We start from the raw sequence: 18,584 nt of genomic DNA, 5'->3' as shown, positions 1-18,584 counted from the left end.
GCTGACCCCGCTGACCGCCCAGTCGGCGGACAGGCCACACCTGCCCGCCGACTCCTGTTCTAGCCGCCGAACAGTGGGTCGTTCCAGGATTCCGGGGCCCAGCGGAGGTAGACCGGGTCGGCCCAGGTGTGAGGGAGTTGGCCCATTCCGTAGATCGTGGTGGCCGTGCCTGCGGCGTGGCTCATCACGTAGGCGTAGGCGGACTTGTTGTCCTTGTCGATACCGACGAACACCGTGCTGTCGTCGAGGCAGCGGCCGGCGACGATGCTCTCGAAGCCCTGCCAGGTGGTCGACCGGATCTTGGTGAACACGGGCTTGAGTGGAGACGTCACCGGGATGCGGACGGTGTAGAGACCTCCGTCGCGGGTGTTAGCCAGGAACATGTCGTAGCTCGAGGTCTTGCTGATCAGGGCCATCGCCTTGACCGCGGCGAAGCCGGTCGCCGAACCAGTGGCCCTCCAGTAGCCAGCCTCACCGACGCTCCAGCGGAACAGCACGCCGTCGTTGCGCAGACCGTACTGGTCGTTCCTAATGGCGGTCAGGTTGTACCAGTACGTCGACGACTCGAAGTAGGTGAATCGGTCCCAGCCCCCGCCGATCCGGGTCAGCGAACCCGGTTCGAGCGCACCGTCCGCGGTCACGCTGTACCTGTGGTTGTACAGTCCACTGCCCAGGACCACGGTTCCCTGGCGGTCGCTTCCGGTGGCCGTTTCGACGACGTTCCAGCGACTACTGAGTCGTGCCGAGCCGTCGGCGTACACGTCAGGCGTGGCCTTCTTGGCCACGACCGGCGGGTTGGACGCGTCCACCCGGAAGACGGCGTGGTCGCCGCCTGCGGTGATGGAACCCAGTGCCAGGCCGCACTTGGACGTGCTCGGCGCTGTCCGCTGGGCCGGGCTCGCTCCCGTGAGGCTCGGGCTGATGACCAGCCCCGCGGCCAGAGCAAGCATGGTCAAGGCGATAGGCAATCTCCTCATGTCTCCACCCCTTTGCTGTATGGGTCCTGCAGAGGTATAGACCACGGCCGTGCCCGATTAGTTCGCCGCGCGGAAGGTACGGCGGTAGGCCATCGGTGAGGTTCTGATGTGTTTGGCGAAGTGCTGGCGCATGGCGATCGCGGTGCCGAAGCCGCAAAGCCTGGCGCGGTTGTCCACAACTTTGCCCCGGTGCCAGGCGTCGTACTCGTAGTAACCGACCACCGGGGGTGGACCATGAGAGGACAAAGCTCAGGCCAGTACGACGCACAGAGTCCTGCGCGCCACCGCGCACTCACCCGCGCGACAGCCGTCGCCGCGCTACTCCTGGCCGGCGCGACCCAAGCCCTGCCGAGCTCTGCCGGTGCGCGGTCGAGTGGCGCCTCGGAAACCACAGATGCCGCTGCGGCGGCATGCCAGCTCGACGCCGGCGCTGTGACGGCGGGCGGAGACCACCGGTCGCAGCTGTTCGCGAGTACGGCGCCGGTCAGGCGAGTGCATGACGTCATCCGCGGCCGCGGAGTGTTCTCACCCGGCCATGTGCGGCTCAGCAGCGAGATGCTCCAGCTACCCGCGACGGGCTACACCGTGATGAGCGGCTACGTCGTCCTCGGCTCGGCGCTGTACCAACTCAACTACCCGGTCTTCGCCGGTGATGACCGACCGTACGAGGTGATGCTGGATCGGATCGGTGGTGGCTGGGATCCCTTCGTTGCGCTGACCAACTCGCGGCCAGTCGCTTCGGAGGGCACCAGCGCGACCGAGCGACTGTACGGGCTGCGCAACGACGGCACGCTGTACCGCTGGACAATCGTCCACCGCATCGGCCAGCGTCCCGTTTACCGCGCGGCGTCGTACCCGGGCTTCCAAGCGGTGAAGGTGATGACACTGCTCAGCCGGACCAGCACCTACGACACGCTACTGGTGACGACCCGCGGCGGTGCGCTCTACACCGTGCGGATCCCCCTGACGTCGCCGATGCGCCCAGTGGTGAAGGTGATTCGCAGCTCCACGTGGCAAGGGTTCGAGGCGTTGATGGGCAGCCGCTGCGGTCAGTACGGCACGCTCCTGCTCGGCATCGACAAAAACACCGGCTCCGGCTACCTGTACGCCGTCGGCCACGCCAACGGGACAGCGACCGTCATCCGCGGGCTCGGCAAGGTGCCCGGCACGTTCGGCGATCCGGTTGACTTCAGGTGGGCGCACTACAACGAGCGGCCGCTGTACGGCGAGTAAGTACGCTGGCTGTGGTGACGATCGGAGACGACAGGCAACAGCAGGTCATCGAGCGCGCCCGCACCCTCATTCCCGCCGACGAACGCATCCTCGCCGTCTACCTGATCGGCAGCTACGGCACTGGTTCGGCGGACAGGTTCAGTGACGTCGATTCCACTGTGTCGTCACCGACGAGGCACTGGAGTGGTTCGTGGCGAACTGGGACGACGTACTGCGGACGATCGCCGGACCAACCGTGCTGACCGACCGAATCCCCGGGATCGTCTGCGGCGGTCTCGGCATCACACCCGACTGGTTGTACGTCGACCTGATCATTCACCCACGCGTCGACTGCTGGTTACCCAAGAACGAGCGCGTCGCGTTGGCGTGCGAGTCCGGGAAGAACGCGCACCGGCCCCGCAATCTCGCCGCACAGCTCGAGAAGGACCTGGCCGGCCAGTTCGCCGCCGGGACACCGGTCGGCGAGTTCGCCGCGAAGTAGGGCATCTCGCGCGCCACGACTTACCGGATCGCCCGCGGGCACCAGATGAGGAACCACGCGCGGCGCAGGTTCATACCTGCCGGTCGCGGCAAGTTCCTCACCCCTGGCCAGATCGGCCCGGCTCAACGGCTCCGCGCCGACGGCATGTCGATCCGGCAGATCGCCCAAGCCATCGGGTCCAGCCGGGCGACCGTCCACCGCACTCTCACCGCGGTGCCTATCACCGCGATCGCGACGGACCTCGACACAGCTGCTCCAGTCGCCGCTCCCGCTCAGGCCGATCCCATGGTGGAGAGTCGCGAGCGGCGAGCTGACAATTTCCGCTCAGCGCCTCGACGGTCCGAGTGACGGATTCCGGAGCACCATCGGCGCCGTGTCACCGGCACCGTCGCCGGACGATCACTCACGTTCATCGGCTGGGTCCAGCCGATCGCCTAAGTCCCGGCCTGACGGCAGAGGTGGCAGGCATCAGGCTTGACGATCAGTCCGCGCTCGGCCTCAGGATCACGCTGCCTGAACGATCGTTCGGTGATCGCGCTTACGGTTCGTTGTCTTCGCGCGTTGGACGATAGATAGGTGCTGACGATCAGATGGTGTGTACGGCCTACCGCGACCGCTTCAATCCTGCTGGCCGTGGCCCTCCTGCTCGGGGCGTGCGGCGGTGCAGGGCAGACTGGTGATGGATCTGCGGCCGGGCCCGCCGACCAGGCTGCTGCGGTCGCGAACCTGGATTTCACCGCGAAGACGATTGCCGGGGCCACGTTCGACGCCCGGACGCTGAAGGGCAAACCGGCGGTGTTGTGGTTCTGGGCGCCGTGGTGCGCGACCTGCCGGGCACAATCGGGATGGGTCAGCGCGTTGGCCGAGAAGTACGCCGGCAAGGTCAACGTCGTCGGCGTCGGCGGGTTGGACGAGAGCGGCGCGATCCGCGAGTTCGGGTCCAAGGTCGGCGCCTTCCCGCAGCTCGACGACGCGCGAGGCGAGGTGTGGACCCGGTTCGGGGTGGTGGCACAGAGTTCGTACGTCGTACTCGACTCCGATGGCCGGATCCGGTTCCAGGGGTACCTCGACAGCCCTGAATTGGACAAGCGCGTTGCCGAGCTCGTGAGCTGAGCGGCATGGACGAGGGACTGCTGGCGGTCGCGCTCGGCGCGGGAATGCTGGCCAGCGTGAACCCGTGCGGGTTCGCGCTGCTCCCGGCGTACCTGTCGCTGCTGGTGGTCGGGGACGAGCCACCGAGCCGTGCTGTGGCGGTCGGCCGAGCGCTGGTCCTCACTGGCTGGATGACGCTCGGGTTCGTGGCGGTCTTCGGCGTCTTCGGGCTCGCCGTCGCGCCGGTCGCCTCGTCGATTCAGCGCTACCTGCCCTGGTTCACCGTCGGGCTCGGCGTCCTGCTCGTCGGTGTGGGCGGTTGGCTGCTGACGGGCCGGTCACTGCCCTATCTTCGGCTGCACCGGCGTGGTCCCGCGACCATCACGCGGTCCTGGCGCTCGATGATCGCCTTCGGAGCGTCGTACGCCGTTGCGTCGCTGAGCTGCACCATCGCGCCGTTCCTCGCTGTGGTCGTGTCCAGCTTCCGGGCGGGCTCGTTCTGGTCCGGCGCCGTTCTCTTCTTGGCCTACGCGGCCGGGATGGGACTCGTCGTCGCGATCGCGGCCGTCGCGGTCGCCCTCGCCAGAACCTCTCTCATCGGCCGACTGCGCCGGGTCGGTGCCGCAGTCCCCAGAATCGCCGGGATTCTCCTGATCGCGGCCGGCGGCTACGTCGCGTACTACGGCTGGTGGGAGATCCGCACTCTCCGCGGCGAGCCGACCGCCGACGACCCGATCATCACCGCGGCCGCCGCGATCCAGCACAGCCTTGCCAATGCCATCGGCCGCCTCGGAGTTCCCGGAGCCGCGGTCCTCGCCGTACTGGTCCTCGTCATCACGGGCATCCTGATCCGCCGCCGCCAGCACGGAAACCGCTGACGGGTTGCCCGGTCGGGACCAGCGCGGGGCGGATGATCACTCGGTCCAGCGGTCGGCTGGTGGGTCGACGTCATCAGATCGTAAAGAGCTTGTTCGCCCGTTCTCAATGCTGAATCACGAGGGTGGAGAGACGCCTGAGTCGGAAGGATCTTGATGGCTGAGAGCATTCACAGCTTGTCGACCTGCAAGATCCCGATCTCGGCGCTGACGCAGTACTATCGCCGCAACCTCGAGGTCGAACCTCCGCCCGGGCGACACCGTTCGAGTGCGATTGAACGGCGCCACGACGTACGTCTGACCGTGGGCGACATGCTGCGTGAATCTGTTGTGACGGTTGCGGAGTTCGCGGCACATGTGGCGTACCTGGAGCCCGTGACCGGGACCGGGTTGCTCGTGATGCCGCGCCCTGATGCCGACGTCGTGGTTCCGCCTGACTCCGGCTGGGTGGTGAGCCGGGGCGTGGACGGGCGCGTCGTTGGGCTCTCGTTGCACGCCGCGGATCGCGCCCACGCACTCGAACAACTGGACCTGGACGGCTGGCGGCTGCTCGACCACGAGCAGGGCCTGACCGACGCAGCTGGGTGGACGGCCGACGGACGCCTGGCTGTCTGCCTGTCTGCGGCTCGCAGGTCGGAGCGTCAACTGGTCCTCGCGGATTTCCAGTACGCGATCACAGCCCTTCACATCGCGGCTGATCTCCGGCACGACTGGTGAGTGGTCAGCCGCGGCTCGCACGTTGTTGCCTCTGGCACCGTCATCTGATCGTCAAGAGCACACGGCTCCGATCTCAAAGTTGGGGTCGCATGCTGGAGTCATGATGCTCGACGTCCAGAAAGGCCCGCGATGACCGACAGCCCGTTGCTGCCGCAGGCGATCGTGACGCTGTCCGAGGCGGACCTCGGTGGCGGGTTGACCGCGCTGCGCTGGCGGTTGCGCGGTCTGGTGATGGACGGGGCTTACCTGGTGATCATCGACGTGTCGGAGATCGAGCAGATCTCGTCGACGCTGCTCGCCGCGTTGCTCGACACGCACCGGGTGTGCCGGCGTCGCGGCGGTGGCGTGGTCATCCGCCATGCCAGCCGGAAGATGACCGACGAACTACGCCGGACCGGCCTCGACCGCGTGTTCGACGTCGAAGCAGCTTGATCGGTGTGTGCACCCGTACGGGCGCCGTTTGGAATCTGGCGGCGGTCGCGCCGAGCATGGCGAGTCCTAGTACGAAGTGCAGCCACGCGTCCGCCGTACCGGTTGGCACCAGGTCCGAGAACGCGGGGGTGTGATCGAGCCGGCCGTAAACGACGAGCGCGATTATTGACGTACCGGCGATCGCAAGTGCTGTCCGGCAGCGGCGTACGGACCCGGCGGCCATCACGAAGCCGACGCCGAGCAGCAGGTGTACGACGCTGCGTGGCAAGGACACGTGGAAGAGTCCGAACAACAGCATCTCGGAGTTCAACAAACCGAGTCCCCGGATTTTGTCCGGGAGCAGAGCAAGGAACCCGAAGCAGGACAAGGTGATCAAGGCGCCGGCGATCCACAGCGCCAGCACCTGGCCGGAGGATGGGCCGGGCGAGTCGTTCTCCATGAGCGGCTCCTCACTGGCGGCCTCCAGGAATCCAGTTCTGTGGATCCTGGAACGTTCGGGTGCTGGTGACGGTTCCCTCGATGTCGCCGTCACCAGCACCCGTGTCGGCCCGGTCGTCCGCCCCGAGTTCCCTGCGACCCGGGGTGGCGGCGAATCCGGACCCGAGCAGGACACCACCCACCCGAGAGCCACCCCGGTATACCTCGGCGGCGGGCCGCGAACGCGGTCGTCTCCAGCTCGGGTGGGGACACCTCCCGTCGGAGCCCTACGTCCGTCGGCGCCAGCCGGCCGACTGTTCCTGGCGGCGACTCTAGACCGCGTGTATCCGCCGCGTCGCCGGTCGGAGACCAACCGTCATCAACTCTCAAAGTGCGCTCAACGAGAACGCAGTGCCCGCGCCGCCGCGCCTCGGTACAAGGGGGGCTTGACAGCTTCGGTGGCGGGTCTTGCCTGATACGTCCTGATCGGTGCGACGGACCTCAAGCAGTCGCGCGAGCCACTGTGCGCGGAACTCGGCCCGAACGGTCAGCCCCAGCGGCGGGGGCTTGTGACGTAGCGGATGGGGATCTCCGATGGGCGGAGCGGGCGGTCGACGACGGGCCGGATGTTCTCGGGGGTGATGCGTTCGTCTTCGAGGTCCTGAGCCAGGATGTGGGCCAGGGTGAGGTTGCCTTCGTCGGCGAGGGCGTCGATGAGGCGGTCGATGAGGGCTTCGAGGCGGCTGTTCTCGGCCTCGGCTGCGGTCAGGCGTTCCTGGAGGGTGACGGCACGGTGGCCGCACCATTGACGCAGGAGTTCGTGGATCGGGCGGTGGCGTTTGCGGTACCACTCGTACTCCCACTCCGCGTCGGTGTCGTACTCGCCGACACGGCTGCCGTGCTTTGCCTTTTGGAGGAGCTTCTTCTCCTCCTCTATGACTGCGTCGAGGACGGGCATCGGGTTCTTCCGGCACGCGTACTCGGCGATCAGTAGGCTGCCTTCCGGTGAGAGCATTGTCTCGCCGTTGAGCTCGAAGGTTGCTACTCGCTGAGACAGCTCCGCCAGCGGTAGGCCCGTCAAGCGTTCGAGGGCGTCGGCTTCTTGTACTACCGTCACGTAGCGGATCGGGTTCCACAGCCGGTACGCCGTGTCGTGTTCTATCAAGAGGCTGTAGACGGTGCCGATGGCTGACTCCTCGGCCTCGGTGAGCTCAAAGTCGTCGAGGAGAAGCCAGCCGGCCATCAACTCGTCGTACGACGTGACGTCGTTCCAGGATCCGTGGAGTCTGGAGCCCGGCACGTTCTGGGTCGTACCGTCGCAGAACAGCACCTCGGCGCGGTAGCCGCGCTTGTTCTCGTGAACAGCGGTGATCTGTACCCGTTCCGAGGGCGAGGCGATGCGGGCGCGGTAGATCCACTCGCTGCCGACATCGGGTTTCTGGTCATCGCCGGGCCATTGCCACGTCATCTGAGGATCCTCGGTCTACACGCGCCACCAGCTGGACCGTTTCGGAGCACGCGGTGGGGCGTCTGGTGGTCGGTAGCGGTATTCCTTGCGTGGCTCATGTGGGCTCCAGTCTCCGAGGTACGGGCGGAGATCGTCAGGTCCTGGGACCCTGTCAAAGTCGACCTCGGCCAGGACACGAGGATTGATGGTCGGGTCCAAGCCATCCGCGGCAGCGCGTGCCCACGTGATCCACTGTTGTAGGTGGCGAGCTGGCTGCGGGTTCTCTGCGAGCGCTGCGCAGAAGGTCCGGATTTGCTCGGCAGCTGTCCAGCGGTCGTAGGCCTGGCGGAACGTCTGGCGCCGGATGTCCTCGATCGCGTACCGGCGGGCGGATGCTATTGCTCTGTGCCATTGCTCGCGCTGCTCGGCCTCTTCGCGCTCCCACTTCGCACGCTCTTCGTCAGCGAGCCGTTTGGCCTCGATTCGGGCCTGCTCGTCCTCGGCGAGTCCGCGTCGTACGTCGTCCATGATCGCTGCGAGACGCCGCTCGAGACGAGCACCCTTCTCGTCGGCCCAGGTGTGCTCTTCGTTCCAGCCGGCACGACTGATCCGAAGCGTCAGCCTCCCGGAAGCGACCGTGTCGAAGGCCGGCGGTGGCGTCCAGAATCGGCTGCGTAGCGCTCGGCGGTCCTCGTCCGTCGTCACGTGGCGGACCTTGTCGTACTCCTCCTCCAGGGTGAGCTCGCGCTGCAGATCGCCGGCTTGGAGGAAGAGCTTCGGTGTCTTCGGCTTCGTGTTGACCCCGATGCTGTAGCCCGCGGCGATCGCCGCCTTCGCCAAGATGCCGATGAGCTTGATAGCTCGTGGCAGGGATGTCTCAGTGACCTTCAGGCAGTGCGGCTTCTCCGTGATCGCGGCGACCAGTGCGCCTGGCTCGGTCGTCGTACGGCGTACGTTCAAGCGGATCCGGTTCCAGGCCGTGGCGTCGTCGTCGGTGCCTTGAGACAACCGGATGATCATGTCGCCCTGGTCCCGGCCAGTGTGCAACAGCTCTGCGCCGTCGGGTACCAGTCCCGCCTTCTTGCACAGGTGCAGAAGCCGCCTGTACGACGCTCGTTCCTCGGTGCTCGGGTTCGGCAATCGGAGCGTGCCGCCCTCGGACTCGAGCCGCTCAATCAGCAATCGTGCTTGCTTCTCATCAGCGGCAGCCGGTGCCTTGCGTTGTTGGTTCGCGTGGACGTTCTGTGCTTCGTCTGACGGCGGGCGGCCGGTGGCCGTTCCGGCTGCCGAGTGTTCGAGGAAGTACGTGCCCTCCGGAGCTGACCTTCAGGCAATGAGTAGTCACGAGACACACGACGAGTCATGCACTGCCCGCGCCCGGGCCACAAGGGATGAACAGAGTGGAAGGCGCGGGCAGCGATGGAACATCAGGTCGCACATGCCGCCTCGCCTGGAGCGAGACGAAGCCGACTGCCTCGCGACCTAGCGTTTCCGGGCCAGGCCGCCGTAGATGACGTCGCGGGCGTCGTGCGGCGGGTCCTCGTCGAGGCGGCCGCCCGGGACGTGCCACTCGGCCAGGCGTACGACGCCGGGCTTGATCAGCTCCATCCCGTCGAAGAGCGACGTGATCTGCTCGACCGAGCGGAATGCGAGCGTGGGGGTGGTGTCCTTGAGGTTCTCGCCGAGTTCGGTGACGAGCGCCTCGACCGGGCCGCCGTCCTGCGGGTTGCCGACGTGCGTGATCGCGAGATACGAACCCTGCGGCAGCGCGTCGACGTAGGTCCTGACGATCGCCCGGGTCTGCTCGAGGTCGTCGATGTGATGCAGCACCAGCCCCATGAGCAGCGCGACCGGCTCGCCCGCATCCAGCAGGTTCGCGATGGCCGGATGCGCCATTACCTGGTCCGGCTGCGTCAGGTCGGCCGCGACGAAGTGCGTGCGGTCGTTGTCGAGCAGCAGCGCTCGCCCGTGGGTGGCCACGGACGGGTCGTTGTCGACGTAGACCACCGAGGACTGCAGGTGCATGCGCTGCGCGATCTGGTGCGTGTTGTCCGCCGTCGGGAACCCGCAGCCGGCGTCGATGAACCGCCGTACCCTGGCCTCGCCGGCGAGCCAGGTGATCACTTCTTTGAGCCAGCGCCGGTTCGCCCGCGCCCACTCTCGGGCCTCCGGTGCGATCTTCACGATCTCCCGGCACAGCTCCCGGTCGGCCTCGTAGTTGTCCTTGCCGCCGAGTAAGTAGTCGTACACCCGGGCGCCGCTCGGGCGAGTGATATCGATACCGTGCGTGACCAAGCCCCCGGACATGGGCTGATCAGCCACACCGTCTCCTCGCGTCGTGGGGGCGCACGTTTCGGTCCGAGGGTAACGCACCGAGAGTAAGCGTTACACGCCGGTCTGTTCGAACTTCGTAAAGCCCAGTATCTACAAGCAGTTCAGCACATGCGCGCCGCCGCGTGGCGCGGTCAGCAAATCCGGCGTACGACATCCGATCCCGTCTGCGGCGGAATTGATCCACGGAGCTTGACTCCGTCATGTAGCTCAGTGATCATTGAGTCAATGGACGCTGAGCGGAATCATCTGGCTAAGCGGGCGCGCGTGCATGCGGCGCTCGGTGATCCGGCGCGGCTCGCGATCGTGGATGCGCTGGTGGCCGGTGATTCGGCGCCAGGGGAGCTGGGCGCGGCGCTGGAGTTGCCGACGAATCTGCTCGCTCATCACCTGAAGGTGCTGGAGGAGGCCGGGCTCGTCGTCCGGACCCGGTCCGAGGGTGATCGCCGCCGGACCTACGTTCGTCTCCGGACTGAGGCGCTGGCCGCCATGGCGATCCCTGCGCTGATCGCCGCGAAGCGGGTGGTGTTCGTGTGTACGCAGAACTCCGCTCGTTCGCAGTTGGCGGCGGCGATCTGGGCTCGGCGCAGTCACATCCCGGCTGCCTCGGCGGGTACGGAGCCTGCGGAGCGGATCCATCCACGTGCCCTCAAGGTTGCCCGCCGGCACGGTCTGAACCCGTCCGGTTGGCGTACTGCGCACCTTGCTGACGTCGTCCATGGTGACGACTTGCTCATCGCGGTCTGTGACAACGCCCACGAACATCTCGAGCATCAGCCTCGGCTGCACTGGTCGATCCCGGACCCCGCGCCGGCGGACACCGACGCGGCCTTCGAGGCCGCCTACACCGAACTCGCCGACCGGATCGACCGGTTGGCGCCTGCTCTGTCACCTGAGGGGAGCGCGCGATGACCGAACTCGACTGGCACCGCCGCGAAGACCTGTCCATCGACCAGCACGTCGCTCTGCGGACGGCGGCCGCGCGGCTGACCGACGAGTTCTCCGCCCTCTACGGCGCCGAGACGATCGAGCGGTTCCTGCACTCGAGCTACGACCAGTTCGCAACCGGGAGCACGATCCCCAACTTCCTGCCGTTGTTGGCCGAGAGGTTCGCGCGGCAGCGGCTCAGCGCGCTCGCGCGGGTCGAGGGGCACCACGATGACGGCAAGCCGGTCGTGCTGTTCCTGTGCGTGCACAACGCCGGCCGCTCGCAGATCGCGCTCGGCTTCTTCCAGCAACTGGCGGGGGACCGAGCGGTCGCGTGGTCTGGTGGCTCCGAGCCTGGCATCGAGGTCGATCCGGCCGCGGTGGCCGCGATGGCGGAGCGGGGGATCGACATCTCTGCGGAGTACCCGAAGCCGTGGACCGACGAGGTCGTGCGGGCGGCCGATGTGGTCGTGACGATGGGGTGCGGCGACGCGTGCCCGATCTTCCCGGGGACGCGGTACGAGAACTGGGACCTCGACGATCCGGCCGGCCTCGACGTGGTCGGCGTACGGCCGATTCGCGACGAGATCGAGCGCCGGGTCCGGGTGCTGCTCGGTGAGCTGGAGGTTGCGGTGAGCAACGGATGACCGGCATGCATTCCCTGTGGCGGCGCGCTCTCGCGGAGGCACTTGGGACCGGCCTGCTGGTGACGGTCGTTGTCGGCTCCGGCATCGCGGCGGCGAAGCTCTCGCCTGGCGACATCGGACTGCAGTTGCTGGAGAACTCGTTCGCGACCGCGCTTGGTCTGGCCGTGCTGATCCTGATGCTGGGACCCGTCTCGGGTGCGCACTTCAACCCCGTCGTGTCCGCAGCCGACTGGTGGCTCGGTCAGCGCGACGGGAGCGGCCTGAGCCTGCGCGAACTCGCGGCGTACGTCCCGGCCCAGATCTCCGGGGCGATCGCCGGCGCGATTCTGGCCAACCTGATGTACGGCGAAGCGGCGGTCTCGTGGTCGACGACGGATCGTACCGCCGGGCACTTGTGGATCGGTGAGACGGTCGCCACGGCTGGTCTGATCGTGCTGATCTTCTCGCTGGTGTGGTCCGGCCGGGCGGCGCTCGCGCCCGCCGCGGTCGGCGCCTACATCGGGGCGGCGTACTGGTTCACGTCGTCGACATCGTTCGCCAATCCCGCCGTCACCATCGGCCGCGCGTTCAGCGATACCTTTGCCGGGATCGCCCCGTCCTCCGTGCCGGGATTCGTGTTCTTCCAGGTGTTCGGTGCGATCCTCGGCGCCGGGCTCGTGGTCGTCCTCTATCCCGGTCTCGGCAGCGCGGCGGACGTCGTCGTACCGCATACCGGCACCACCGAATCAGAATCCACCGACTCTGGAGTGAGCTCGTGAGCAAACCTGTCGTCTTGTTCGTCTGTGTGCACAACGCCGGCCGGTCCCAGATGGCCGCGGGCTGGATGCGGCACCTGGCTGGGGACACTGTGGAGGTTCGCTCGGCCGGATCCGCCCCGCGGGACCAGATCAACCCGACCGCGGTCGAGGCGATGCGTGAGGTCGGGATCGATATCACCGGCAACGTCCCGCAATTGCTTGCTACCGAGGATGTCCGCGCCAGCGACGCCGTCATCACCATGGGCTGCGGTGACGCCTGCCCGATCTTCCCCGGAAAGCGGTACGAGGACTGGGAGCTCACCGACCCCGCCGGTCAGCCGATCGAGGTCGTACGGCAGGTCCGCGACGAGATCCGCGGCCGGGTCGAGAAGCTCCTCGCCGAGCTGCAGGCCGCGTGACGGTTGCCCCTGAGTGTGGGGCAGCTCGAGGCCGAATTCGACCAGTCGATCTCGGACCACCTGCGACTGCTGTGTGAGGCGGACCTGTTGACGCGTGGGCGGTGGCACTCGATCAGCGACTACCGCCCATGTCACGCAGTCGCCGGGCGCTGCTGCCCGGCACTACCCTCCTGCAGAAGGAGTGGTAGCGGCGCCGGAGGGACGACATGGGTGGGTGGACTGCGGCGGACATCGGTGACCAGCGTGGGCGGACCGTGATCGTGACCGGCGCGAGCAGCGGACTTGGTGCTGAAACGGCGCGAGTGCTCGCTACGGCCGGGGCCAAGGTGATCATGGCGTGCCGCAATCCTGACAAGGCACAGGCAGTCGCCGACGCGATCGACGGCGACACGGTGGTACTCGACGTCGATTTGGCCGACCTGGCGTCCGTTCGGGCGTTTGCCGACGGCCTGTCGTACGACGTCGACGTGCTGGTCAACAACGCAGGCGTGATGGCGGTGCCCAAGGGGCTGACGGTGGACGGGTTCGAGCGGCGCAGCTCACCGGCGTTCACTACCCCCTCGCACCCATCTGAGGCTGTGCTGGGTAGGAGTTGAAAAGCCAGACGCGGCCGGTGTGGCGGAGGATCCGGCGGCCGGGACTGAGTGCAACGTCCGGTACACCACGACCGCGCTGCTGCGCGAGTAGCCCTCCATCTTCACCGCACTGGCCCTCACCACCGCCCACCAGCAAACGCTTGTCCCCCGACAGGGCTGCGGGGTCTTGGCAGCGCCGCCATGGCGGCGCACTGTTGGGGTGAGGGCTGGACGATCGTGATGACGCAGCAGTATGTCGCCGGTGAGTTGTCGTTGTTGCTCGCGCAGTTGTGGGCGGTGGCGACGACCGAGTCCGCCGGGCGTGAGATCGCCGGCCTTCGCCGTGAGGCCGAGACCATGCCGACGTCCGCCTTGGGCTCGGTCGTCGTTCGGGCGATGACGCTGGTGGATCAGATGTGCTGGGAGTCGCTGGAGCTGGGCGATTCCGGCGCGTTCAGCTGTCAGGCGAAGGCTGCTGCTCAGCTCCACGAGTTCGGTGTGTGCGCAAACCTGCTCGGAGGTTGGACCCATGACCACTCAACCTGAACTGTCCGAGGCTCAGATCGCGGTCCACTGGCGGGAAGAGGGGTACTACCCACCGACGCCGAAGTTCGTCGGCCAGGCGAACGCTTCCGAACCGGCGATCATCGAGCGGTTCGGCGAGGTGAATTTCCCGGAGTGCTTCAAGGAGTACGCCGACCTGCTGTCGTGGGACTCGTACTGGCACACGACGCTGGACACGAGTGATCCGCCGTTCTGGAAGTGGTTCGTGGGTGGTCGGCTGAATGCCTGCTACAACTGCGTCGACCGGCACCTGGAGAGCAGCCGCAACAAGGCAGCACTGATCTGGGTGCCGGAGCCCGAAGCCGCTCCAACCCAGGTGATCACCTATCAGGAGCTCTGCCGGCGGATCAACGAGTTCGCCGCGCTGCTGCAGGGTTTCTGCGGTGTCCGGACCGGCGACCGGGTCACGTTCCATCTGCCGATGGTTCCCGAGCTGCCGGTAGCGATGCTGGCCTGTGCACGGCTCGGCGCGATCCACTCGGAGGTGTTCGGCGGCTTCAGTGGTGCGGCGTGCGGCGGCCGGATCGCCGACTCGGGGAGCAACGTCCTGGTGACGATGGACAGCTACTACCGCAACGGCGAACTCGTGGACCACAAGGTGAAGGCGGACGAGGCCGTCGAGGCGGCTCGCGCATTGGGGCACGAGGTCGAGAAGGTCCTGGTATGGCGGCGGCACCCCGGCGAATATGCATCCGAGGCGCCGATGGTCGCCGGGCGGGACTTCTTCGTCGACGAAGTCCTGCGCGAGTACCGCGGCAAACTGGTCGAGCCGGTGTCGATGCCGGCCGAGGCACCGCTGTTCCTCATGTACACGAGCGGTACGACGGGACGCCCGAAGGGATGTCAGCACTCGACGGGCGGCTATCTCGCGTACGTCGCGGGGACGTCGAAGTACTACCAGGACATCCACCCCGAGGACACGTACTGGTGTGCCGCGGACATCGGCTGGATCACCGGGCACTCCTATATCGTCTACGGTCCGCTGGCGCTCGGTACGACGAGCGTGATGTACGAAGGCGTCCCGACGTACCCGGATGCCGGCCGTGTCTGGCGGATCGCCGAGCGGCTTGGCGTGAACATCTTCCACACCGCTCCGACGACGATCCGGATGCTGCGGAAACTCGGCCCGGACGAGCCGTCGAAGTACGGCTATCACTTCAAGCACATGACGACGGTGGGGGAGCCGATCGAGCCCGAGGTGTGGCGTTGGTACTACGACGTCGTCGGGAAGGGCGAGGCCGCGATCGTCGACACGTGGTGGCAGACGGAGACCGGGGGATTCCTGGGCAGCACCCTTCCGGCGTTGCAGCCGATGAAGCCGGGCAGTTGCGGCCCGGGCGTACTGGGCGTCTATCCGGTGATCTACGACGAGGACGGCGCGGTGATCGAGGCGGGCAGCGAGCGGGCCGGCAACATCTGCATCCGCAATCCGTGGCCGGGGATCTTCCAGACGATCTGGGGCCAGCCGGAGCGGTTCGTGCAGATCTACTACGCCAAGTACTGCCGCGACCGCCGCAGCCGGGATTGGCGCGACTGGCCGTACTTCGCCGGCGACGGCGCGGTCCAGGCGGCAGACGGATACTTCCGCATCCTCGGCCGGGTCGACGACGTCATCAACGTCGCCGGGCACCGGCTGGGAACGAAGGAGCTCGAGTCGGCCGCGCTGACGGTGTCCGAGGTAGCCGAGGCAGCCGCGGTACCGGTGATGGACGACGTCCGCGGCCGGGCCGTCGAGATGTACGTCGCGCTCAAGCCCGGGTTCGCTCCGGATGTGTCGCTCGAGGACAAGGTCAGTGCGGCGATCGTGCACGAGATCGGCAAGATCGCCCGGCCGAAGAATGTCTGGCTGGTCGCCGACATGCCCAAGACCCGCTCCGGCAAGATCATGCGTCGCGTGATCGCCGGCATCTCCAACTTCACCGACGTCGGCGACGTCTCGACCCTCGCCAACCCGGAGATCGTCGACGACATCCGCCACCGCGTCCAGAGCGAGAAGCTCAACCGCGGCGAAGTACCGCGCGAGCTCACTCCGGAAGAGGCCGCCGAGGTCAAGGCGTTCGGCCACTCCGAGTGATCCCGGTGGGTGTTGCGATCGAGGTGGTGGGGCTGGTCAAGCGGTACGGCGACAAGCCGGCGGTCGACGGGGTGTCGTTGTCGGTGGCCGAGGGGGAGGCGTTCGGGTACGTCGGGCCTAACGGTGCAGGTAAGACGACCACGATCAGGAGCATGCTCGGTCTGGTGCGACCGACCGCCGGGACGATCTGGATTCTCGGCCGTGATGTGGTGACGGATCTCAGGGCGGTGCTGGCGGAGGTCGGGCATCTGCCGGGGGAGTTTGGTCTGTGGCCGCAGCTGACTGGCCTGGAGTGCCTCGAGTACCTCGGTCAGCTGCAACAGCGCCCGCCGGTACGACGGCAGGAGCTGTGCGACCGGCTGGAACTGTCCCAGGGTGATCTGCGCCGTCAGGTCAGGCTCTACTCCCGCGGTATGCGCCAGAAGATCGGCCTCGTGCAGGCGTTCCAGCACGAACCGCGCGTACTGATCCTCGACGAGCCGACCGAGGGCCTCGACCCCGTCATGAAGGAGCGGTTCGTCGGGCTGCTCGACGAGCACCGACGGGCGGGCGGCACCATCTTCCTCTCCTCACACATCCTGTCCGAGGTCGAGCAGACCACCGAGCGGGTCGCGGTGATCAAGGCCGGCCGAATCGTGGCGACCGGGGCGACCCGCGACCTCACCGGTGAGCGTGTCCGCCATTGCACGCTGGTGCTCAAGAAGCCGGTCGCCTTCGGCGAGTTCGCGATCCCGGGCGTCTCGGCGCTGGAGAGCGACGGCCTGCTCCACCGGTTCGAGTTCCGCGGCGACATGGAGCCGTTGATGCGGCGGCTCGGCACGCTCGCCGTCCAGGAGTTCGTCTGTGAGCCGGAGCATCTCGCCGAGACGTTCTTCGACATCTATGGGGAGCCCTGATGAGTCTCGTCGTACTCCGCCAGACGCTGCGGCAGGTGCGCCGTACGATCGGCATCCTGAGCCTCGGTGTCGGCGCGTTCTTCTACCTTGTTCTCTTCGCGTCTTCGTCGTTCACCGAGGAGGCGCCGAACGTGCCGTTCCTGCAGTCGCCGCCCAAGGCGATGACGGCGTTCCTCGGCGGCTCGGCCGACTTCTTCCATGCCGAAGGATGGTTGAGCCTGGGCATGACGCACCCGGTCATCCTCGCCTTGCTGACGTCGTCGGCGCTGCTCGTGGCCGCGGGCTCCGTGGCCACCGAGATCGAGCGAGGCACGATCGACCTGGTGCTCGCCCGGCCCGTCGGCCGGGTGCGGTTCCTGGCCGCCAAGGCCGTCGCCTCGCTGGTGGCAGTAACCGCTGCGGAAGCCGGCGGACTGGCCGCGGTGGTGATCGCCCGGCGGACGATCGGTGAGGTGGCGGAGCTGTCGATCACGGCGGTACTGCGGGCCTTCGCCGGCTCGTGGCTGCTGTTCGTCGGCGTCGCGATGGTCGGGCTGCTCGTGTCAGCGGCGTCGAGTCTGCGCGGGCACGCGATCGGCATCACCGTGGGCATCGTCGTCGCCTGGTTCTTCCTGAACTTCATCGCACTACTCATCGACGCCATCAGCGGCCTGCGGTTCGCGTCACCCTTTCACTACTTCCGCCCTACCGACCTCGTCGCCGGTACCGCGCCTGCCGGAGACATCTGGGTACTCGCAGCCATCCCGCTGATCGCCGTCGTGTTGGCCGCGTGGAAGTTCACCCACCGCGACCTGACCCGCTGATCTCGGCAGTCTGGCTTTGACCGTGAATTGTGAAGTCGTTTGCCCGCGAAAGGCGGTGTCGGTCGGCCTTGCGGTGACCGTCGAGATCTCCACCAATTTTGATGTCGGTTTGCCGGGTTCACCACGAGGTTCGGTCGGCGTCGCGGTGGGCGATGGTCGCTGTTCGTCGAGTCGGCGCAGCCATCGGGCAGGGACGGTGAGGGTCTGCACCTCGGGCAGCCGGACGGAGTCGCCAGCGACCCCCAGGCTCGTGTGCCGGTTCTGCAGCCGCAGGACCTCGTGCAAAGCCTCCCGCAGCGCGGCCGGTGGTCCGGGGTCCTGACGGGGGCCGACCGGAGTACGCCGGAAACCGGCAATAGGCGCGACTGCGGGCGCGGGTGCAGAACGGTCGTGACCACCGGAGTACGTCATGCGGTGAACCCTAAGCAGAGTGACCGACAGAGCCGCATCATGCCGATTCTCGCTCGTACGCCGCGATGACGCGGTCGAGCCGGCCGCGGAGCTCGAGCAGCTCGGCCATGATGTCCACGTTCGGCTCCAGCGAGACGACCTAGGCCCCGGATCCTTGCTCGGTCCGGACCAGCCCCTCGCACACGAGGATCTGCTGCGCCTGCCAGATCGCGCCGAGGCTCGGGACGCTGTACTCCTCCTGCAGCGCGCTGATGCCGGGAAGACGATCGCCAACCTGGAACTCTTCGCCGCGCATGATCCGCACTAGGAGCAGATCGGTGCTCTTGGTATCTAGTGTCCTGTCTCATCCGATCTGACGCATGGAGGCGCTCTCAGCGGCGTTGCGTCAATTCTAGTGAGACGGCGACCCTGCGTTCGTCGCACCGAGCCTGGCGCAACTCTGCACTTCGGTCGGTGATGTATGCGTTGGTCTGGCTCTCAGGAGCATGTCGGGCGGTGCGAATGTTGGAGTGATCAGGCCCCAACGCTT

At 67.1% G+C, this 18,584-nt stretch carries 25 protein-coding genes; 17 read left to right on the top strand and 8 right to left on the bottom strand.

Annotated elements, in window-relative coordinates:
- Nucleotides 1-59 precede the first annotated feature (59 nt).
- Both ABD255_RS18395 and ABD255_RS18390 read right to left on the bottom strand, forming a co-directional pair.
- A complete protein-coding gene (locus ABD255_RS18395; protein ID WP_344215457.1) occupies nt 60-977 on the bottom strand; it encodes a hypothetical protein in 918 nt (305 codons plus the stop codon).
- A gap of 57 nt (nt 978-1,034) precedes the next feature.
- Nucleotides 1,035-1,199: a hypothetical protein gene (locus tag ABD255_RS18390; RefSeq protein WP_344215455.1), complete on the bottom strand. Its 165-nt coding sequence runs from the start codon at nt 1,197-1,199 to the stop codon at nt 1,035-1,037.
- Nucleotides 1,200-1,211: 12 nt separating this feature from the next.
- On the opposite strand from ABD255_RS18390, the gene ABD255_RS18385 reads away from it, so the two are divergent.
- From ABD255_RS18385 to ABD255_RS18360, 8 genes are all read left to right on the top strand, one after another.
- On the top strand, nt 1,212-2,210 hold the full coding sequence (locus ABD255_RS18385) for a hypothetical protein (protein WP_344215453.1): 999 nt from the start codon (nt 1,212-1,214) through the stop codon (nt 2,208-2,210).
- The gene (locus ABD255_RS43730; RefSeq protein ID WP_425554452.1) at nt 2,171-2,452 is read left to right on the top strand and encodes a nucleotidyltransferase domain-containing protein; all 282 of its coding nucleotides are present in this window, start codon (nt 2,171-2,173) and stop codon (nt 2,450-2,452) included. Before ABD255_RS18385 ends, ABD255_RS43730 begins: the two co-directional genes overlap by 40 nt.
- Complete coding sequence (locus ABD255_RS18380; protein WP_344215451.1) at nt 2,401-2,691, top strand: hypothetical protein; 291 nt, start codon at nt 2,401-2,403, stop codon at nt 2,689-2,691. The genes ABD255_RS43730 and ABD255_RS18380 overlap by 52 nt, the downstream gene beginning before the upstream one ends.
- Nucleotides 2,692-2,736: 45 nt before the next feature.
- Entirely contained in the window at nt 2,737-3,039 is a 303-nt protein-coding gene (locus ABD255_RS43725) for a helix-turn-helix domain-containing protein (protein ID WP_425554451.1), read from the top strand.
- 228 nt (nt 3,040-3,267) lie between these two features.
- Complete coding sequence (locus tag ABD255_RS18375; RefSeq protein WP_344215449.1) at nt 3,268-3,804, top strand: redoxin domain-containing protein; 537 nt, start codon at nt 3,268-3,270, stop codon at nt 3,802-3,804.
- 5 nt (nt 3,805-3,809) lie between these two features.
- Nucleotides 3,810-4,661 carry a cytochrome c biogenesis CcdA family protein gene (locus tag ABD255_RS18370; protein WP_344215447.1) on the top strand — a complete coding sequence of 284 codons (852 nt, stop codon included), beginning with the start codon at nt 3,810-3,812 and terminating at the stop codon, nt 4,659-4,661.
- Between the two features lie 153 nt (nt 4,662-4,814).
- Nucleotides 4,815-5,375 carry a hypothetical protein gene (locus ABD255_RS18365; RefSeq protein WP_344215445.1) on the top strand — a complete coding sequence of 187 codons (561 nt, stop codon included), beginning with the start codon at nt 4,815-4,817 and terminating at the stop codon, nt 5,373-5,375.
- 129 nt (nt 5,376-5,504) lie between these two features.
- Nucleotides 5,505-5,807, top strand: a complete 303-nt coding sequence (locus tag ABD255_RS18360; RefSeq protein ID WP_344215443.1) for an STAS domain-containing protein — start codon at nt 5,505-5,507, stop codon at nt 5,805-5,807.
- On the opposite strand, the gene ABD255_RS18355 is transcribed toward ABD255_RS18360, so the two are convergent.
- The 5 genes from ABD255_RS18355 to ABD255_RS18335 all read right to left on the bottom strand — a co-directional run bounded on the left by ABD255_RS18355 (nt 5,725) and on the right by ABD255_RS18335 (nt 9,993).
- A complete protein-coding gene (locus ABD255_RS18355) occupies nt 5,725-6,246 on the bottom strand; it encodes a DUF4383 domain-containing protein (protein WP_344215441.1) in 522 nt (173 codons plus the stop codon). The two genes, ABD255_RS18360 and ABD255_RS18355, sit on opposite strands and share 83 nt — an antisense overlap.
- 10 nt (nt 6,247-6,256) lie before the next feature.
- A complete protein-coding gene (locus ABD255_RS18350; protein ID WP_344215439.1) occupies nt 6,257-6,427 on the bottom strand; it encodes a hypothetical protein in 171 nt (56 codons plus the stop codon).
- 344 nt (nt 6,428-6,771) lie between these two features.
- On the bottom strand, nt 6,772-7,692 hold the full coding sequence (locus ABD255_RS18345) for a hypothetical protein (protein ID WP_344215436.1): 921 nt from the start codon (nt 7,690-7,692) through the stop codon (nt 6,772-6,774).
- Between the two features lie 15 nt (nt 7,693-7,707).
- The gene (locus ABD255_RS18340) at nt 7,708-8,853 is read right to left on the bottom strand and encodes a hypothetical protein (RefSeq protein WP_344215434.1); all 1,146 of its coding nucleotides are present in this window, start codon (nt 8,851-8,853) and stop codon (nt 7,708-7,710) included.
- Between the two features lie 300 nt (nt 8,854-9,153).
- On the bottom strand, nt 9,154-9,993 hold the full coding sequence (locus tag ABD255_RS18335; RefSeq protein WP_344215432.1) for an SAM-dependent methyltransferase: 840 nt from the start codon (nt 9,991-9,993) through the stop codon (nt 9,154-9,156).
- A gap of 237 nt (nt 9,994-10,230) precedes the next feature.
- On the opposite strand from ABD255_RS18335, the gene ABD255_RS18330 reads away from it, so the two are divergent.
- From ABD255_RS18330 to ABD255_RS18290, 9 genes are all read left to right on the top strand, one after another.
- Entirely contained in the window at nt 10,231-10,914 is a 684-nt protein-coding gene (locus ABD255_RS18330) for an arsenate reductase/protein-tyrosine-phosphatase family protein (RefSeq protein WP_344215430.1), read from the top strand.
- Nucleotides 10,911-11,576, top strand: a complete 666-nt coding sequence (locus ABD255_RS18325; protein WP_344215428.1) for an arsenate reductase ArsC — start codon at nt 10,911-10,913, stop codon at nt 11,574-11,576. Before ABD255_RS18330 ends, ABD255_RS18325 begins: the two co-directional genes overlap by 4 nt.
- On the top strand, nt 11,573-12,334 hold the full coding sequence (locus ABD255_RS18320) for an aquaporin (protein ID WP_344215426.1): 762 nt from the start codon (nt 11,573-11,575) through the stop codon (nt 12,332-12,334). The genes ABD255_RS18325 and ABD255_RS18320 overlap by 4 nt, the downstream gene beginning before the upstream one ends.
- Nucleotides 12,331-12,732 (top strand): arsenate reductase ArsC, encoded by a 402-nt coding sequence (locus tag ABD255_RS18315; protein ID WP_344215424.1) that lies wholly within the window; start codon nt 12,331-12,333, stop codon nt 12,730-12,732. Before ABD255_RS18320 ends, ABD255_RS18315 begins: the two co-directional genes overlap by 4 nt.
- A 206-nt stretch (nt 12,733-12,938) precedes the next feature.
- Nucleotides 12,939-13,328, top strand: a complete 390-nt coding sequence (locus tag ABD255_RS18310) for an SDR family NAD(P)-dependent oxidoreductase (RefSeq protein ID WP_344215422.1) — start codon at nt 12,939-12,941, stop codon at nt 13,326-13,328.
- A gap of 219 nt (nt 13,329-13,547) precedes the next feature.
- Nucleotides 13,548-13,853, top strand: coding sequence for a hypothetical protein (locus tag ABD255_RS18305; RefSeq protein WP_344215420.1), 306 nt, complete (start codon nt 13,548-13,550; stop codon nt 13,851-13,853).
- Complete coding sequence (acs, locus tag ABD255_RS18300; RefSeq protein ID WP_344215418.1) at nt 13,837-15,945, top strand: acetate--CoA ligase; 2,109 nt, start codon at nt 13,837-13,839, stop codon at nt 15,943-15,945. Before ABD255_RS18305 ends, acs begins: the two co-directional genes overlap by 17 nt.
- Before the next feature lie 5 nt (nt 15,946-15,950).
- Complete coding sequence (locus tag ABD255_RS18295; RefSeq protein WP_344215416.1) at nt 15,951-16,841, top strand: ABC transporter ATP-binding protein; 891 nt, start codon at nt 15,951-15,953, stop codon at nt 16,839-16,841.
- Entirely contained in the window at nt 16,841-17,644 is an 804-nt protein-coding gene (locus ABD255_RS18290) for an ABC transporter permease (RefSeq protein WP_344215414.1), read from the top strand. The genes ABD255_RS18295 and ABD255_RS18290 overlap by 1 nt, the downstream gene beginning before the upstream one ends.
- Before the next feature lie 550 nt (nt 17,645-18,194).
- On the opposite strand, the gene ABD255_RS18285 is transcribed toward ABD255_RS18290, so the two are convergent.
- Entirely contained in the window at nt 18,195-18,350 is a 156-nt protein-coding gene (locus ABD255_RS18285; protein ID WP_344215411.1) for a hypothetical protein, read from the bottom strand.
- Nucleotides 18,351-18,584: the final 234 nt, after the last annotated feature.

Origin of the sequence: Kribbella sancticallisti, assembly GCF_039530625.1 — a bacterium.
In the GTDB taxonomy this organism is placed as follows: Bacteria; Actinomycetota; Actinomycetes; order Propionibacteriales; family Kribbellaceae; genus Kribbella; species Kribbella sancticallisti.
The sequence above is the reverse complement of the archived record's forward strand: the minus strand, read 5'-3'. Positions and strand labels throughout refer to the sequence as shown.

Coding starts and splice junctions, on each gene's coding strand:
- ABD255_RS43725 (WP_425554451.1), top strand. CDS start 2,737: ATGAGGAACCACGCGCGGCGCAGGTTCATACCTGCCGGTCGCGGCAAG.
- ABD255_RS18365 (WP_344215445.1), top strand. CDS start 4,815: ATGGCTGAGAGCATTCACAGCTTGTCGACCTGCAAGATCCCGATCTCG.
- ABD255_RS18285 (WP_344215411.1), bottom strand. CDS start 18,350: ATGCGCGGCGAAGAGTTCCAGGTTGGCGATCGTCTTCCCGGCATCAGC.
- ABD255_RS18370 (WP_344215447.1), top strand. CDS start 3,810: ATGGACGAGGGACTGCTGGCGGTCGCGCTCGGCGCGGGAATGCTGGCC.
- ABD255_RS18355 (WP_344215441.1), bottom strand. CDS start 6,246: ATGGAGAACGACTCGCCCGGCCCATCCTCCGGCCAGGTGCTGGCGCTG.
- ABD255_RS18385 (WP_344215453.1), top strand. CDS start 1,212: ATGAGAGGACAAAGCTCAGGCCAGTACGACGCACAGAGTCCTGCGCGC.
- ABD255_RS18330 (WP_344215430.1), top strand. CDS start 10,231: ATGGACGCTGAGCGGAATCATCTGGCTAAGCGGGCGCGCGTGCATGCG.
- ABD255_RS18305 (WP_344215420.1), top strand. CDS start 13,548: ATGACGCAGCAGTATGTCGCCGGTGAGTTGTCGTTGTTGCTCGCGCAG.
- acs (WP_344215418.1), top strand. CDS start 13,837: ATGACCACTCAACCTGAACTGTCCGAGGCTCAGATCGCGGTCCACTGG.
- ABD255_RS18345 (WP_344215436.1), bottom strand. CDS start 7,692: ATGACGTGGCAATGGCCCGGCGATGACCAGAAACCCGATGTCGGCAGC.
- ABD255_RS18325 (WP_344215428.1), top strand. CDS start 10,911: ATGACCGAACTCGACTGGCACCGCCGCGAAGACCTGTCCATCGACCAG.
- ABD255_RS18290 (WP_344215414.1), top strand. CDS start 16,841: ATGAGTCTCGTCGTACTCCGCCAGACGCTGCGGCAGGTGCGCCGTACG.
- ABD255_RS18395 (WP_344215457.1), bottom strand. CDS start 977: ATGAGGAGATTGCCTATCGCCTTGACCATGCTTGCTCTGGCCGCGGGG.
- ABD255_RS18310 (WP_344215422.1), top strand. CDS start 12,939: ATGGGTGGGTGGACTGCGGCGGACATCGGTGACCAGCGTGGGCGGACC.
- ABD255_RS18360 (WP_344215443.1), top strand. CDS start 5,505: ATGACCGACAGCCCGTTGCTGCCGCAGGCGATCGTGACGCTGTCCGAG.
- ABD255_RS18320 (WP_344215426.1), top strand. CDS start 11,573: ATGACCGGCATGCATTCCCTGTGGCGGCGCGCTCTCGCGGAGGCACTT.